This is a genomic window from Tenacibaculum sp. TB-56 (assembly GCF_059716275.2).
In genome coordinates this window covers 1,374,985-1,391,659 of sequence record NZ_CM201367.1, presented here as the reverse complement: position 1 = coordinate 1,391,659, position 16,675 = coordinate 1,374,985, and the positions used below count along the sequence as shown (strand labels likewise).

The 16,675-nt window shown below is 31.6% G+C and carries 18 protein-coding genes; 16 read left to right on the top strand and 2 right to left on the bottom strand.

The features are described from left to right. Positions 1-31: 31 nt before the first annotated feature. The 14 genes from AC3VI6_RS06755 to AC3VI6_RS06690 all read left to right on the top strand — a co-directional run bounded on the left by AC3VI6_RS06755 (position 32) and on the right by AC3VI6_RS06690 (position 13,313). The gene (locus AC3VI6_RS06755) at positions 32-1,021 is read left to right on the top strand and encodes an AAA family ATPase (RefSeq protein WP_497705618.1); all 990 of its coding nucleotides are present in this window, start codon (positions 32-34) and stop codon (positions 1,019-1,021) included. Between the two features lie 76 nt (positions 1,022-1,097). Next, the gene (locus AC3VI6_RS06750; protein ID WP_408034549.1) at positions 1,098-1,964 is read left to right on the top strand and encodes a DUF58 domain-containing protein; all 867 of its coding nucleotides are present in this window, start codon (positions 1,098-1,100) and stop codon (positions 1,962-1,964) included. 2 nt (positions 1,965-1,966) lie between these two features. After that, the gene (locus AC3VI6_RS06745) at positions 1,967-2,884 is read left to right on the top strand and encodes a hypothetical protein (protein ID WP_497705617.1); all 918 of its coding nucleotides are present in this window, start codon (positions 1,967-1,969) and stop codon (positions 2,882-2,884) included. Next, a complete protein-coding gene (locus AC3VI6_RS06740; protein ID WP_497705616.1) occupies positions 2,871-3,878 on the top strand; it encodes a vWA domain-containing protein in 1,008 nt (335 codons plus the stop codon). The genes AC3VI6_RS06745 and AC3VI6_RS06740 overlap by 14 nt, the downstream gene beginning before the upstream one ends. Positions 3,879-3,959: 81 nt before the next feature. After that, on the top strand, positions 3,960-4,997 hold the full coding sequence (locus tag AC3VI6_RS06735) for a VWA domain-containing protein (protein WP_497705615.1): 1,038 nt from the start codon (positions 3,960-3,962) through the stop codon (positions 4,995-4,997). A 25-nt stretch (positions 4,998-5,022) separates the two neighbouring features. Beyond that, entirely contained in the window at positions 5,023-5,718 is a 696-nt protein-coding gene (gene batC, locus AC3VI6_RS06730) for a TPR repeat aerotolerance protein BatC (RefSeq protein WP_497705614.1), read from the top strand. Beyond that, positions 5,718-6,278 carry a hypothetical protein gene (locus AC3VI6_RS06725; RefSeq protein WP_497705613.1) on the top strand — a complete coding sequence of 187 codons (561 nt, stop codon included), beginning with the start codon at positions 5,718-5,720 and terminating at the stop codon, positions 6,276-6,278. The genes batC and AC3VI6_RS06725 overlap by 1 nt, the downstream gene beginning before the upstream one ends. A gap of 52 nt (positions 6,279-6,330) precedes the next feature. Next, the gene (locus tag AC3VI6_RS06720) at positions 6,331-7,164 is read left to right on the top strand and encodes a BatD family protein (RefSeq protein ID WP_497705612.1); all 834 of its coding nucleotides are present in this window, start codon (positions 6,331-6,333) and stop codon (positions 7,162-7,164) included. Between the two features lie 9 nt (positions 7,165-7,173). Beyond that, positions 7,174-8,928 (top strand): aerotolerance protein BatD, encoded by a 1,755-nt coding sequence (gene batD, locus AC3VI6_RS06715; protein ID WP_497705611.1) that lies wholly within the window; start codon positions 7,174-7,176, stop codon positions 8,926-8,928. Then, positions 8,928-9,680, top strand: coding sequence for a tetratricopeptide repeat protein (locus tag AC3VI6_RS06710; RefSeq protein WP_497705610.1), 753 nt, complete (start codon positions 8,928-8,930; stop codon positions 9,678-9,680). The genes batD and AC3VI6_RS06710 overlap by 1 nt, the downstream gene beginning before the upstream one ends. 58 nt (positions 9,681-9,738) lie before the next feature. Continuing rightward, entirely contained in the window at positions 9,739-10,038 is a 300-nt protein-coding gene (locus AC3VI6_RS06705; protein ID WP_497705609.1) for a hypothetical protein, read from the top strand. A gap of 186 nt (positions 10,039-10,224) precedes the next feature. Beyond that, positions 10,225-11,805 (top strand): SulP family inorganic anion transporter, encoded by a 1,581-nt coding sequence (locus AC3VI6_RS06700; protein ID WP_497705608.1) that lies wholly within the window; start codon positions 10,225-10,227, stop codon positions 11,803-11,805. 111 nt (positions 11,806-11,916) lie between these two features. Next, a complete protein-coding gene (locus tag AC3VI6_RS06695) occupies positions 11,917-12,546 on the top strand; it encodes a carbonic anhydrase family protein (protein ID WP_435254086.1) in 630 nt (209 codons plus the stop codon). 140 nt (positions 12,547-12,686) lie between these two features. Further along, entirely contained in the window at positions 12,687-13,313 is a 627-nt protein-coding gene (locus AC3VI6_RS06690) for a carbonic anhydrase (RefSeq protein WP_274634459.1), read from the top strand. A 38-nt stretch (positions 13,314-13,351) separates the two neighbouring features. Here AC3VI6_RS06690 and AC3VI6_RS06685 read toward each other — a convergent pair whose 3' ends face one another. Continuing rightward, positions 13,352-13,885: a CvpA family protein gene (locus tag AC3VI6_RS06685; protein ID WP_497705607.1), complete on the bottom strand. Its 534-nt coding sequence runs from the start codon at positions 13,883-13,885 to the stop codon at positions 13,352-13,354. 72 nt (positions 13,886-13,957) lie between these two features. Between AC3VI6_RS06685 and AC3VI6_RS06680 the strand changes: the two genes are divergently transcribed. After that, positions 13,958-14,314: a hypothetical protein gene (locus tag AC3VI6_RS06680; RefSeq protein ID WP_497705606.1), complete on the top strand. Its 357-nt coding sequence runs from the start codon at positions 13,958-13,960 to the stop codon at positions 14,312-14,314. On the opposite strand, the gene AC3VI6_RS06675 is transcribed toward AC3VI6_RS06680, so the two are convergent. After that, the gene (locus AC3VI6_RS06675; RefSeq protein ID WP_298997013.1) at positions 14,311-15,105 is read right to left on the bottom strand and encodes an SDR family oxidoreductase; all 795 of its coding nucleotides are present in this window, start codon (positions 15,103-15,105) and stop codon (positions 14,311-14,313) included. The genes AC3VI6_RS06680 and AC3VI6_RS06675 overlap by 4 nt on opposite strands. A gap of 126 nt (positions 15,106-15,231) precedes the next feature. Between AC3VI6_RS06675 and AC3VI6_RS06670 the strand changes: the two genes are divergently transcribed. Further along, a complete protein-coding gene (locus AC3VI6_RS06670; RefSeq protein WP_497705605.1) occupies positions 15,232-16,614 on the top strand; it encodes a TlpA family protein disulfide reductase in 1,383 nt (460 codons plus the stop codon). The last annotated feature ends 61 nt before the right edge of the window (positions 16,615-16,675 follow it).

Sequence of the window (16,675 nt, the reverse complement as noted above, 5' to 3'; positions counted from 1 at the left end):
TTTCATAAAATTCTAATTTATTTCAAATACTATGGATATAGACGTAAGAGCCATCAATGAAAAAATAGAAAGAGAGAGTGCCTTTGTAGATTTATTAACTACTGAAATGAATAAAGTAATTGTTGGTCAAAAGCACATGATTGAACGATTACTTATAGGGCTTTTAGGAAACGGTCATATCTTATTAGAAGGTGTTCCTGGTTTAGCTAAAACATTAGCCATTAATACACTTTCTAAAGCTGTTGATGCAAGTTTTAGCCGTATACAGTTTACTCCAGACTTACTACCTGCTGATGTTGTAGGTACTATGATATACAACGTAAAAGAGAATGACTTCTCTATTAAAAAAGGGCCAATTTTTGCCAACTTTGTATTAGCAGATGAGATTAACCGTGCTCCTGCAAAAGTGCAATCTGCATTGTTAGAAGCTATGCAAGAACGTCAAATTACTATTGGTGACGAAACGTTTAAACTAGACGAACCTTTCTTAGTAATGGCAACTCAAAACCCAGTTGAACAAGAAGGTACATACCCACTTCCTGAGGCACAAGTTGACCGTTTCATGTTAAAAACTGTAATTGACTATCCAAAATTACAAGACGAACAACTTATCATGCGTCAAAACTTAAATGGAAGTTTTCAAAAAATAAACCCTGTAATTTCTATAAACCAGATTATCAAAGCTCGTCAAGTAGTTAATGAGGTGTATATGGATGAAAAAATCGAAAAATATATCTTAGATATCATTTTCGCAACTCGTTATCCTGAAAAATATAATCTAGAGAAACTGCAACCATTAATTAGTTTCGGATCTTCTCCTCGTGGTAGTATCGCTTTGGCAAAAGCTGCAAAATGTTATGCTTTTATTAAACGAAGAGGATATGTGATTCCTGAAGATGTGAGAGCTGTAGTAAATGACGTATTACGCCACAGAATTGGAATTACTTACGAAGCAGAAGCCGAAAATATTACTTCAATAGATATTATCAACTCTATTATTAACGAAGTACAAGTACCTTAATCAATTATCAATGAACAATTATCAGCTGAATATATTTTTACTGATTATTGATAACTGTTAACTGAGAATTGAAAAAATGGACACAAAAGAATTACTAAAAAAAGTTCGAAAAATAGAAATTAAGACACGTAGGTTGTCTAATCATATTTTTGGAGGAGAATACCACTCAACCTTTAAAGGGCGTGGTATGACTTTTTCTGAAGTACGCCAATATCAATACGGAGACGATATTAGAGCAATCGATTGGAATGTTACCGCGCGTTACAATGAACCTTATGTAAAAGTTTTTGAAGAGGAACGCGAACTTACTATGATGTTGGTAGTCGATGTTTCAGGTTCTGAATTTTTTGGTACTTCTGAACAATTTAAAAAGGATACAGTTACTGAAATTGCCGCAACATTAGCATTTTCTGCCATCCAAAATAACGATAAGGTTGGATTAATTCTGTTTTCTGATCAGGTTGAGTTATACATTCCGCCTAAAAAAGGAAAAAGTCACGTATTACGAATTATTCGTGAGCTTATAGAGTTTCAACCAAAAAGCAAACAAACCAACATTAGTGAGGCTTTAAAGTTTTTATCCAACATTATGAAAAAGAAAGCTATTGTTTTTATGCTTTCTGATTTTATGGATGACAATTATGAGCGTACTTTAAAAATTGTTGGTAATAAGCACGATGTAACAGGTATTCGCGTATACGACAAACACGATGAAGAAATTCCGAATTTAGGAATGGTTCAAATGTTAGATGCAGAGACAGGTAAAACACATTTGGTAAATACAAGTTCTAAAAATGTAAGAACACATTACAAAGCAAATGCTTTGCGTTTAGCTGATTATTTTGAAAATTCGTTTACAAAAAGTGGCGCAGGTACTATTAGCACTAGAGTTGATGAAAGCTATGTGCGTAAATTATTAGGTTATTTTAAAAGAAAAGGATAAGAATGAAATACAACTTTTTTTATTTATGCTTGTTTTTAGCTTCTTTTACCTTTGCACAACAACCTCAGGTAAAAGCTGAAATTGACACTACCAGCATTAGAATTGGAGAACAATTTCAATATAAAATATCTGTTGATGCTATTGAGAATGTCATCATCCCTAAGTTAGAAGATTTAAAAGGGTTGGAAGTAATCGACACCCTAAAAATTGACACAATTGAAAACAAACTGGTTCAAAAATATATTTTAACAGGATTTGATAGTGGCGCATTTTACATTCCTAGGCAGCAAATATTTATTAGAAATCAAGCCTATTTAACTGATAGTTTACTTGTAAATGTTGCTACTGTTCCTATCGATACCACCAAGGTTAAAAAATTCCCTATTAAAGGGATCAAAGGGGAACCGTATCAATTTGATGATTTCAAACAGTATATCTGGTGGGCTGTAATAGCTTTAGCTATTATTGCACTACTACTCTACTTCTTTGTTTTCAAAAAGAAAAAAGAACAACAAGAAAAAGTTGTTGTTCCGTTATTGGCTCCTTATGAAGAAGCAATGCAAAAATTAGAAGAGCTAGATAAAAAATTATTGTGGCAGAATAATCAAGTAAAACAATATTACAGCGAGTTAACCGACATTATTAGAGGGTATATTGAACGAGAGTTACACGTTCCTGCTTTAGAAAGCACTACAGATGAATTAATTAGTGTTTTAAAAGACTTTAACGACACAAAATCAATAGAAACAACGAAAGAAACTATTGAAAAGTTAAAAGGTTTATTACAAGAATCCGATTTAGTAAAGTTTGCAAAGTCAAAACCTTTATCTCATGAAATCGAGGGAGACCGTAAAAATGCTACCTTTATTATTGATAATTTGAAACCAAAAAAACAAATAGAAGAAGATGAAGTGGAATAATTTTGAGTTTCATAACCCTGAGTTTTTATGGTTACTGATATTGATTCCTCTATTAGCTTTTTGGAGTTTCTATAGCCGAAAAAAAGATAGTGCAAAATTAAAAATGTCAAGCACCAAAGGTTTTAAAATACAAGGTTCTATTTTACCTAAATTAAAACCTTTACTGTACTTGTTAAGACTACTTGCATTGACTTGTTTAATCATTGCTTTGGCTCGTCCAAGAAACGTAGCTGTTAGCAAGAAAACAAAAACAAATCGCGGTATTGATATTGTAATGGCTATTGATGTTTCGGCAAGTATGTTAGCCAAAGATTTACAACCAAACCGACTGGAAGCTTTAAAAAGAGTAGCTACTGATTTTGTGAATCGCCGTCCCAACGATCGTATTGGTATTGTTGTGTATGCTGGTGAAAGCTTCACACAAACCCCTATCACCAGTGATAAATCCATTGTAAAAAGAACCATTTCTGAAATTAAATGGGGACAATTAGATGACGGTACTGCTATCGGAATGGGCTTAGGTTCTGCCGTAAACAGATTAAAAGAAAGTGAAGCAAAGAGTAAAGTAATTATTCTGTTGACTGACGGAGTAAACAATGCTGGTTTTGTTGACCCTAAAACAGCTACGGAGCTAGCGAAAGGTAACGAAATAAAAGTATATACTATTGGCATCGGAACTAACGGAATGGCTCCTGTACCTTGGGCAAGAGACCCAAGAACAGGTAAGATTTCATTTAAAAATCAACCTGTAGAAATTGACGAAGCCTTACTAAAACATATAGCTTCCGAAACCAACGGGAAATATTTTAGAGCCACAAACAATACAAAACTTAAAGAAATTTACGACGAAATTGACAAGCTAGAAAAAACAAAAATAGAAGAGTTTAAATACTATAATTATTCTGAAAAATATCGCTTACTCGTGTTCTTAGCAGGAATATTTTTATTGCTAGAATTCTTGTTAAAAAACACACTGTTTAAGAGTTTTATATAAATTTTAGTTGTTTAATTTTGAATTCTTTACGAAAAACACAGTTAAACCATTAAACACATCAACAATTAAACTATCCGAAGGATGTACAAACTAGAAGAACCAATATATTTTTACCTTTTTGCAATTATTCCAATAATAATTGTGGTTTTCCTGTTGGTTTTATGGTGGAAAAAACGAACACAGAAAAAATTCGCTAACACTATTCTTTTAACCAGAATAGCACCAAACACTTCCACTTTTAAATCCGTTTTAAAATTGATTTTTTTTATTTTAGGACTGTCATTTTTAATTCTGTCTTTGGTAAACCCTAAAATGGGTACCAAACTTAAAACTGTAAAAAGAGAAGGTGTTGATGTTGTTTTTGCTTTAGATGTTTCTAAAAGTATGTTAGCAGAAGATATTGCTCCAAATCGACTAGAAAAAGCTAAACAAATTATCTCTAAAACGATTGATAAATTAGGAAGCGATAGAGTTGGTATTATCATTTATGCAGGAAATGCGTATCCGTTACTTCCAATTACAACCGATCACGCCGCAGCAAAAATGTTTTTGCAAAATGCAAACCCTGATATGGTTTCAAGTCAAGGTACCGCTATAAACGAAGCCTTAAACTTAGCAAAAACTTATTACGATAACGACGAGCAAACCAATCGCTTTTTAATTATAATCTCTGATGGTGAAGATCATCAAGAAGAAACTAAACAAGTTGCGCAAAATATTGCCAACGAAGGTGTAAAAGTATACACCGTAGGTGTAGGTACTGAAAAAGGAGGTCCAATTCCTATAAAATTAAATGGCGCACTTATTGGTTATAAAAAAGATAGAATTGGAGAAACAGTAATTACCCAACGTAAACCCGATGTTTTACAAGGAATTGCTGATGCTTCTGACGGACAATATTTTGATGGAAATAAAACTGAAAATCCAGTTGAGGCCATCGAAAAAATTATTGGTAACGCACAAAAAAGTGAGTTTGAAACTAAGCAATTCTCTGATTACAAAGACCAATTTCAATGGTTTGTAGCTATCGGATTGTTGTTTTTAATTCTCGATATGTTTTTGTTCGACAAAAAGACCAAATGGTTAAAGAAAGTAGATTTATTTAATGAGGAGTCGTAAACTCCGTTAAGTATTGAATGATAGAATGAAAAATTTACAAAACATCCTAATAATCCTTGCTTTTGCTTTATCAGCTACGGTAAACGCACAACAAGACACGCTGAAGTTACAACGTGAAGCGCGTGCTTTATTACGAGACGGAAACAAGCTTTACAACAAAGAAAAATATAGCGATGCTGCCATTGCTTACCGAAAAGCCTTAGGCAAAAACAGTAAGTATGAAAAAGCGAGTTATAACTTCGGAAACACTTTATATCAAGAAAAAAAGTACAAAGAAGCTATTGAACAGTTTGAAGTAACCACCAAAACCTCAAAAAATAAAATAGAGCAAGCTGAGGCTTACCACAATATTGGTAATGCTATGATAGAAGAAAAGCAGTACGAACAAGCTGTAGAAGCTTTTAAAAATGCCTTACGAAGAAATCCTAATGATGATGAAACTCGTTATAATTTAGCGGTTGCTCAAAAAGAAGCTAAGAAACAAGAACAAAACAAACAGAACAATAACGACAATAAGAACAAAAATAATCCTGATAATAAAGATATTAAACCATCAGAGTATGCAAAAAGCATGAAACAAAAAGCTGATAACGCATTAAATAATAATGATTTTTCTAAAGCATTAAGTTTAATGAAAGAAGCTTTAAGTAAAGATCAAACAACCAAACATTATCAAGACTATATTAAAAGACTTGAAGATATTAATCAAATTATTAAATAATGAGAAGTTTTTTATTCATATTAGTTTGTTTGGCTTCAACACTGATGCAAGCACAAAGCTCTGCTACTAATTTTTTTAATGCGGGAGCACAGCTATATACCTACGGAAAAACTCAATCTGCAAAAGACATTATTAATGATGGATTACAAGCTTTTCCTAATGATAGAAAGTTGAATGCCTTAAAGAAAAAAATTGAAGAAGAAGAGGAAAAGAATAAAAACAAAGATCAACAAGATCAGAATCAGCAAAATAAAGATCAGCAAGAGCAAGACAACAAAGACAAACAAAACGATAAAAATAAGGATCAAAAAGGCGACGATAAGGACAAAAAGGATGATAACCAAGATCAGAAAAACGATGATCAAAACAATCAGCAAAAACCTAATCAAGACCAAAAAGACAAACAAAATCAACAACCTAAACCTCAGCAAGGTAACATGACTCCTGAGCAAATGAAACAGCTACTTGAGAGTTTAAATAATGAAGAAAACAAGACGCAAAAGAAAATGAATGCGCAAAAATCAAAAGGAAGAAAAGTAAAACAAGAAAAAGACTGGTAATTTTTCAGTTGTTAAAATCTTAATTACTTTTAGGCATTTTTGAAAAATAAGTATGAAGTTGAAAGTATACATAACGTTATTAATTAGTTTTATTACAATTGCTCTTAGCGCGCAAGATGTCAACTTTTTAATGTCTGTTAATCATGAAAAGGTTAGTTCAAATCAGGAGTTTAAATTAAAATTCAAGTTAACAACTACCTCTGATCAGATTGATAGTTCTTTTTTAACTAAACTCCCCATAGATTCTTTATTTACTCCACCAGATTTAAATGACTTTAATATAGTTTCTGACAAAATTTCAAAGAATTTTAACCGCTTTTTATTTAAAGATAAAAATGGTAACACCATAAACAAACGTTCTTTATCATGGTATTACTTGATAAAGCCCCAAAAAAAAGGCACATACACAATATCGCCACCTTCCTTTCTCTTAAACAACACAAAATTAAAAGCACAAAAACTAACTATTAAAGTAATTGATAGTTATTCAAATGAAGCAAAATGTTTAGCTGATATCAAATGTAAAGTTTCGAAAAACACATTCCTATTCTCAAAAAGAAATAATAATCCCCAATCTGTAAATTACTACCTCTATTACTTGGAAGAAGGAGTACCTGACTCCTACCTTGTAATATCAGAGCCTAGGTTTAAAGGCTTTCACTCAAAAGAAGTTAAAATAACTAATATTAAAAAAGAAGTTGTCAAACACAAAGGAATAAATTATAACAAAATTTTATTTAAAAAATTTTTATTAACAACCAATAAAAATCAAGAAGAAGAATCTCCTATGATTCTTAATTTAAAAGTCAAAATTAATAACTCAATAGACGATTTTATTTCTATAACTAAAGACACTCTTGAGTTAAAATTAGTTTCAAAAAATTAAACTAAAGTAATGCGTTTATTAATTTTAATATTAATTTTTATTTCACATTCTATTAGTGCGCAAGATGTTGCATTAACAACTACTGTTAGTAAAAATAAATTGGGAGTAAACCAGCGACTACGTATTGAGTTTTCTATCAACAAACAAGGAGCCGATAATTTTAAACCACCAAACTTCACTAATTTTAAAATTGTTGGTGGTCCGAGTCAATCGGTAAGTCAATCTTGGATTAATGGTAAGGTTTCATTCAATCAATCGTATACATATATTCTTCAACCTTTACGAAAAGGAGAATTTAACATTCCTTCAGCAAGCATTGAAATTGAAGGAGAAACCATCAAATCTAATCCTGTAAAAGTTATTGTATTAGATGCTGTAGATATTCCTAAAAATCCGAACGATCCTAATTATATTGCCGAACAAAACATCCATTTAGTTGCAGAAGTTTCCAAATCACAACCTTATGTAGGTGAAGGAGTATACATAGAATATCGTCTGTATGTTAGCGATAATGTGAGCGTTTATGATTTTGGAATTACAGAAGCACCACAATACAATGGTTTTTGGAACCAAGAGATAAAAATTAATGGAACTCAAGTTAAAATAGGCACTTACAATGGAGAACGTCATCGTTACGCCGTTTTACATAAAGCTTTATTAATCCCAACAACTTCAGGTAAGCTAACAATAGACCCTATGAAAATGGATGTTGTCGTAGCTGTACCTACTGGAAAAGCAGACTTTTTTGGCAATCTTATTACACGTCAAGTTCGTAAAGAGTTTTCTTCAGTAAAAAAAGTAATCAACGCAAAAGCATTACCTCTTCAAAATAAACCAGAAGATTTTACAGGAGCAGTAGGGCAATTTTCTTTTGATGTTTCTCTTAGTAAAAACACTTTAAAAGCAAACGAATCATCTCAAATTAAAGTTGCCGTTAACGGAAAAGGAAATTTAAAATTATTTGAACTTCCTAAAATTGAAACCCCTAAAGAGCTAGAAGTATACCAACCAGAAAGAAAAGAAAGTGTTAGTGTTCTTTCTGACGGGCTAAAAGGATCTGTTACCGACAGCTACACTGTAGTTCCAGAATTTAAAGGAAAGTATAAAATCCCGAAGGTTAGTTTTTCATACTTCAACCCTAAAGAAGAGGTATATCAAACAATTACAACTGAAGATTTATATGTTGATGTTTTAGAAGGAAAAGAAATCCCTACGGATTCAGACACCAATGAGGTAGCCAAACAAAATGTAAATATTACAGGTAGTGATTTTAGATATATTCAAACATCAACTAATTTCCAACCTATACAAACAGAAGATTTCTTTAAATCTACTTTATTTTATATTTTGTTATTACTTCCTATTGTAGCAATTCCTATTGGAATTTTTATTCAGAAAAAGAAAGAAGAACGTAATAGTGATGTATTGGGTAATAAGCTACGTAAAGCCGATAAACTAGCTAAGAAATACTTATCAGAAGCTCAAAAACAACTAGGTAATAAAGAAGCTTTTTATGAGGCGTTAGAAAGAGCTTTACACAATTATTTAAAAGCAAAATTAAGCGTAGAAACCTCTGATATCAGTCGTGAGAAAATCACTGAATTATTGGCCGATAAAAATGTAGATAGCACTACAACACATAGTTTTATCGATGTTTTTAATAATTGTGATTTTGCTCGATACACTCCTATTACCAACGTACAAATGAAAGAAGAGTACGAAAAGGCAAAAAAAGTAATAACGCAATTAGACCGACAATTATAATGAGAAAGCTAGCTATATTATTATTCTTTTTTGTGTCAATTAGTACGTTAGCACAAAACACCGACAATTTATTTTCAACGGCTAATTCTTTGTATAAAGAAGGTAATTACGAAGAGGCAGTTAAATTGTACGAGCAAATTCAAAGTCAAGGCATTGTTTCTTCTGAACTGTATTACAATTTAGGAAACTGTTATTACAAGCTAAATAAAGTGGCTCCTACAATTTACAATTACGAAAAAGCATTAAAACTAAATCCTTTAAACGAAGATGCTAAAAACAATTTAGTTTTAGCAAAACGATTAACCTTAGATAGAATTGAAGCCTTACCTAAGTCTGTATTGCAAAAATTCAATGAAAACTATTTACAAAAGCTAGCTTACAACACTTGGGCTATCGTTACGGTAATAATCTCGTTCATTGCTTCTGTATTCTTTTTACTTTTCTATTTTGCTTATACCCCAAATAAAAAGAGGTTATATTTTACAACTAGCATTATCTCTTTTTTACTTTTAATTACATCTTTGATTGTTACATACACTGAATACAATCAATCAAAAAACACTGTAGAAGCTATTATTTTTTCGGAAGTAGTTTCGGTTAGTAACGAGCCTACAAATAACTCAGATGAAGTCTTTACTTTACACGAAGGCACTAAAATTCTTGTGTTAGATTCGGTAGATAATTGGAAGAAAATAAAACTAGCCGATGGCAAAATAGGTTGGACGCAATCTGAAAATTTAAAAGAATTATAACATTTTAGCTTTAAAAAAATAATTACTTTTGCAGCTCAACTTATAATAGTTATAGTATTTGAAATCTAAAATCGCCATATTCTTTATTGTATTATTCGCAGGAATCATTGTGGCTCCTACGGTAATTACTTTGGTAGATAAGAACCAAGACTTAACTATTTTCTTGAATTTAAGTGAAGAAGAAGAGAACACAAAACATGTTAAGGTTGCTGAATTAAAAGCACACCCTAACAAAGATTACATCTCTTTTTTATACAAGACTATTCAAAAAAAGAAAAACGTGCGTTTTCAATCTAAAAACTACGTTTCTCAATATCCAAAAATTCTCACCCCACCTCCCGAATTTTTTACTGCTTAATTTTTTGGCTAATTATTTCATGGAATAAAACTCCGTGTGATGCTTAGTGAATAAAAACAACGTTATTTTGAAATAAGGCTTGTTACATATTGCCTTGGCTCAACCTAATAAGTAATAAATAATTCATTTACATTTTAAAATACACTCTAAATTTTCATTTGGAGTATAAAAATATACACATACATTATGTTTAAAAATATTAAAAGCGACTTGCCTGCAAGTATCGTCGTATTCTTTGTTGCCTTACCTTTATGTTTAGGTATTGCTTTGGCCAGTGGAGCCCCTCTTTTTTCAGGAGTAATTGCAGGAATTGTTGGAGGTGTTGTTGTTGGAGCTATCAGTGGCTCTAAAATTGGAGTTAGTGGACCTGCTGCTGGTTTAGCAGCTATTGTATTAACAGCTATTGGTTCTTTAGGAGGTTATGAAAACTTTTTAGTAGCTGTAGTATTAGGAGGAATTATTCAAATTCTTTTCGGAGTTCTTAAAGCTGGTGTTATCGGATATTACTTTCCGTCATCTGTAATTAAAGGAATGCTTACCGGTATTGGAGTTATCATTATTTTAAAGCAAATTCCTCATTTCTTCGGATACGATGCTGAACCAGAAGGAGCAGATAGTTTTATTGAAGCTTCTGGTGAAAATACTTTTTCTGCAATCTTTAATATTGTAGATAATATTACCATGGGGTCTATGGTTATTGGTTTTATTGGATTAGCTATTTTAATTCTTTGGGATAAAGTTCTAAGTAAAAAAGGGAAAATATTTCAACTAATTCAAGGGCCTTTAGTAGCTGTAGTGTTGGGAATTGTGTTTTTTACATTAACACAAGGAAATGAAACATTAGCTATACAAGCTTCTCACTTGGTAAGTGTACCAATTCCTGAAAGTTTTGATTCTTTCTTAGGTCAATTTACTTTCCCTAACTTTAGCGCCATTACTAACTATGAAGTATGGGTAACTGCCTTTACCATTGCTTTAGTTGCTAGTTTAGAAACTTTACTTTGTGTTGAAGCTACTGACAAGTTAGACCCTGAAAAAAATGTAACTCCAACCAATAGAGAATTAGTTGCACAAGGAACAGGAAACATTTTATCTGGTTTAATTGGAGGTTTACCTATTACGCAAGTAATTGTAAGAAGTTCTGCTAACATCCAATCAGGTGGTAAATCTAAAATGTCTACTATTATTCACGGTTTATTATTGTTGATATCGGTAATTTTAATTCCAACTTTATTAAACAAAATACCTTTATCTGTTTTAGCTGCTATTTTATTAGTAGTAGGTTACAAATTAGCAAAACCAAGCTTATTCAAACAAATGTACGCTTTAGGATGGAAGCAGTTTGTACCTTTTATGGTAACAGTTTTAGGTATTGTTTTTACCGATTTATTAACTGGTATTTCATTAGGTTTAGCAGTAGGAGTAGTTGTTATTTTAATTAAAAGCTACCAAAACTCACACTTCTTACACATTGAAGACAAAAGTAATGGCGTACACAAAATAAAAATGACACTTGCTGAAGAAGTAACATTCTTTAACAAAGGAGCTATCTTAAAAGAATTAGATAGTTTAGCTGAAGGAACACACTTAGAATTAGACGTTAGAAAAACTAGATATTTAGATAACGATATTATTGAAATTTTAGAAGATTTCGCCTTTAAAGCCAAAGAAAGAAATATTAATATCAAGCTTATTTCTGAACGTGGTGAAGTTGAAAACCCAGATAGTTTCATTCAATTCTTTAAGTTAAGACCAAAAGTGGCATAACGCCTTTTAAAGGTTATAACGAAATAAAAAACACTTTACTAACAATACGCTATTCAAAGTATTGTTAGTATTCAATAAAAAGATATAAATAATTTTATAAAAATACAAATCATGAAAGCACATACTAAAGAAACTCAAGCTACTATGACTCCTGAAAAGTCATTACAATATTTAAAAGAAGGAAACTTAAGATTTCAAAATAACTTAAAAGCGAACCGTAACTTATTAGAGCAAGTTAACGATACCAGAGAAGGACAATTTCCTTTTGCTACTATTTTAAGCTGTATCGATTCAAGAGTTTCTGCTGAATTAGTTTTCGACCAAGGTTTAGGAGATATTTTTAGCGCAAGAATTGCTGGTAACTTTGTAAACGAAGATATTTTAGGTAGTATGGAGTTTGCTTGTAAGTTAGCAGGTACTAAATTAATCGTAGTATTAGGACACACAAGTTGTGGTGCCGTTAAAGGAGCTTGTGATAATGCTGAGTTAGGTAACTTAACCGCCATGTTAGGTAAAATTAAACCAGCTGTAGAAGCTGTAACTGAGCCAAAAGATGAAAGCTTAAGAAACTCTTCTAACATCGAGTTTGTAAATAACGTTGCTGAAAAGAACGTACAATTAACTATTGATAGAATTTTAAACGAAAGTGAAGTACTAGCTGATATGCATAAAAACGGTGAGGTTATGATCGTTGGAGCTATGTATAACATTGAAGACGGTGCTGTTACTTTTTTTGAATAAGAATCACTCCTCTTGATTTTACACCACAAAGAGAATCTAAATTTAATTTTAGGTTCTCTTTTTTTATTAACTTCGAAAATTATTTCCCTCCAAATACAGAACGGTGGTGAAAACTCTTCTAACGAGTAATATTTACAACTATGAATCTATCTAAAATTTTTGATAACAATAAAGAGTGGGTAAAAAACAAGCTATCTACCGATAAAGACTATTTTAAAAAATTAAACGAAGGACAAAATCCTGAATTACTATACATAGGATGTTCAGATAGTAGAGTTTCTGCCGAAGACTTAATGGGTCTTGACCCTGGTGATGTTTTTGTACACAGAAATATTGCCAACATGGTACCTGCAATCGATTTGAATTCTGCTTCAGTAATTGAATATGCTGTAGAACATTTAAAAGTTAACCATATTGTGGTTTGCGGTCACTACTCTTGTGGTGGTGTAAAAGCTGCAATGCAATCTGCCGATTTAGGTTTATTAAATCCTTGGTTACGTTATATTAGAGATGTATATCGCTTACATAAAGATGAATTGAATAAAATTGAAGATGAAAATGAACGTTACGATCGCTTGGTTGATTTAAACGTACAAGAACAATGTGTTAATCTTATTAAAACTGCAGCTGTACAAAAGGCTTACAGAGATAGAGGCTTAAAAGTACATGGTTGGGTTTTTGATATTAAAACAGGAAACCTCATCGATTTAAACATCGATTTTGAACGCATCTTAGAGGGTATTATGGAAATTTACCATTTAGATTAAAAACAAAAACGGATGAAACTTTTCATCCGTTTTTGTTTTTATATATTGATATCTAACTCTAAAGTATTCTTTTCTCCCTCCTCCTTTTCATCATCTTTAATAATTGATGGGAAAATAGTTGGTGCTATTTTTTTTACGGGTGTGTATAAAATAGACTCTTCTAAACTTTCTTGTTTTACAAACGGAATGGTGTCATTCATTTTTCCAAAGAAAATAAAAACTACACTTAAAATTAATCCAATTTTTAAAGCTCCAAAAACACCTCCTAAAATCTTATTTAAAATTCCAAGTGAAGCAAAATCAGCTATTTTAGTTAGTATTTTACCAAGTAAAGCAATTACAATAATTATCACTACAAAAGTTCCTGCAAAAGCCGCTAGAGAAATATACTTTTCATCCCAAGTAACACTATTTTTTAACCAATCTCCAATAAAATACGAAAAGTGAATCGCTCCATATACTCCAGCAACCAAGGCTACCAACGAAGCTATTTCAACAAAAAGCCCTTTCATAATACCTCTTACAAAACCGAAGAGCAACAAAGCTGTGATAATAATATCAAAAGTATTCATAAGTGTGAAAACAAATTACATGCTCAAATATACATAACTCATTTGTATCTTTGCTTTTTCTAAAAAACACAAATGACTAAAAAAACCAACTTAAAAGAAAAATGGGACTTCGTGGTAACTCAATTATCACAACAATTTGCTGACGGTGATGAATTAAATATAGATGGAATTATTTATTTAATTGGTGTTCAAGAACTCGGACAAGGTCATAGAAAGTTTAAAAAAGATGAGAAAGTTAACCTTATGCACATAGCAATTTGTAAGTTATTAGAACCTTACGGATACTATGAATTCGATTATTTTGATAATGATGGTTGGCCTCACTATAAAACCTTAACTGAGCTTCCAACTTTAAAACCAGGAGAGCAATCGGTTTTAATGAAAGAAGCTATTATTAACTATTTTGAAGTAATTGACTTTTTTAGTTAAGTAACACTTAATTTTCGAATCATTTTTGATAATAACTTCGGAAAGAAACGTTTGGTATAAACTCCAAGCTTTTCCTTAACTCCGGCGATGTATACCTCTTCTCGTTTGTTTCGAATAGCTTTTAGCATGTGTTTAGCAAACTCATCAGGATGAATACCGTTTGCCGTGGCTGTATCCATGGTATTTTGCGGACTTCCATCACCTGTCAACGCATTTTTAGAAACATTAGTCGTTACAAAACCTGGACAAATCAATGTAACAGCAATATTATCGTTATGGTGTTCAGCTCGTAAACTATCAAAAAAACCATGCAATGCATGTTTGGTAGCAGCATAGGTTGAACGTAATGGAGTTCCAATCTTTCCTACTATACTCGTAGTTACCACAAAATGCCCCGATTTATTTTCAATAAAATGAGGTAATAAAGCCTTTGTTAAAGCAACCGTTCCTAAATAATTAACATCCATCAATCGTTTGTCAACCTGAATTGAAGTATCTTTTACCAATGATCGTTGGCTAATTCCTCCATTATTTACTAAAACATCTATTCTACCAAAAAATGAAATAGCTTTGGCTACTTTACTAGCTAAACTTTCATAAACCTCTAAATCTAACGTAAGAATAGCAACCTTTTCAGGAAACTTACATTGATTCTTTACTTCAATTAAAGCACTCTCGTTTCTTGAAGAGATAATTAATTTTGCTCCTAGATTAGCCAATTCAATAGTTAAAGATTTTCCTATACCTGATGAAGCTCCAGTAATCCAAAATACTTGATCTTTAAATTTCATGTTATCAAACAATTAAAAAAACATCTCTAAAGTACACAAGAAAAAATAAAAGTGGTATACTTCTTGGATAGAAGTTTGTAAATACCTAGTTTTAAAACCTTGTAAGTAACCCTTTAAAATATTATGATGAAAAAATTACTCGCTCTATTAATATTTACCGCACCACTAGTTAACGCTCAATATTCTGTTAAAGGTACTATGACTCCTCCAGAGAAAAGTGACCAAATAGCTCTTTATAAAATAGAAGGCGCAAAACAAGATTATGTTGCCTTCACAAACATAAAGTTAGATACCGTAAACATTAACGGAAGCCAGCAAGTTTTAGGGAAGTTTAATTTTGATTTGGGCGAAAATGCTAAACCTGGTGCTTATCGTGCAGTATACAGAACTAGAGGAGCAGGTTTTGTTGATTTTTTCTTCAATAATGAAAATATTGAATTTATTTTCAACCCAAAATACCCAGATCAATCGGTTCTTTTTACAAGTTCTAGAGAAAATAAATTGTATAGTGAATACCTACAAGCTTATAACGCAGTACAAAAAAAAATAGATTCTTTACAAGCTTCTTATATAGAGTCTGAAGATAAAGAAGCTAAAAAAGCTTATAAGAAAGAAATTAAAGAGCTTGAAGATATTCAAAAAACCTTTGAAAACAAATCGGAAGGAATGCTGGTAAACAGCTTTATAAAAGCATCTCGCCGTTATAACTCATACAATCCTCACGACAATATAAAAGATTATTTATCTGCTACTAATGAAAACTTTTTTGAGTATGTAGATTTTAAAAACGAAGACCTATACAACTCTTCTTTTTTAATTGATAGAATTAACGACTATGTTTTCTATTTAAACTATTCTGACGATAGAGAAGTACAACAAAAGTTAATTAAAGAGTCTATTGAAAATGTAATGAAGAAAATTTCTTCAGATAAATTAGAAAAGGCTGTTACTTACTACTTAATTAGCGCACTTACCGATAAAAGAAACGGCCCTCTTGTAGATTGGATGTTTGAAGAATATTTTGATGAGTTACCTGCTAAAGATCAAGATGCGGAGTTTAAAAAAGAAAAATTAGACGTTTTACTTGCAACTGTAGGTAGAACTGCTCCAGATTTTTCTTGGGAAGAAAACGGGCAAGAATTAAAATTATCTACTTTAAATGACGGAGAAAAGTACTTGTTAGTATTTTGGAGTACGGGTTGCCCACACTGTGTAAAAGAAATACCTGAATTATATAAATTCATGCAAACGCATAAAGAAGTTTCTGTTATTTCTTTTGGTATAGAAGACGATGCTGCTGAATGGACTGCATTCGTTAAAGATTTACCAGAGTGGCATAATGCAATAGGAACACATCCTGATTACAAGTTTGATAATGAAACGGTAAAGAAATACAACTTACTTGGTACACCTACTTATTTCATATTAGACAAAGACAAGAAAATTATTGCAATGCCTGATCACGAAGAAGATGTAGAAAAATATTTTAATAGTGGTAAAAACAATTAATCCACTCAATTAAAACCTCACAAAAAAAGCTCAACAGAATTATTTGTTGAGCTTTTTTTAT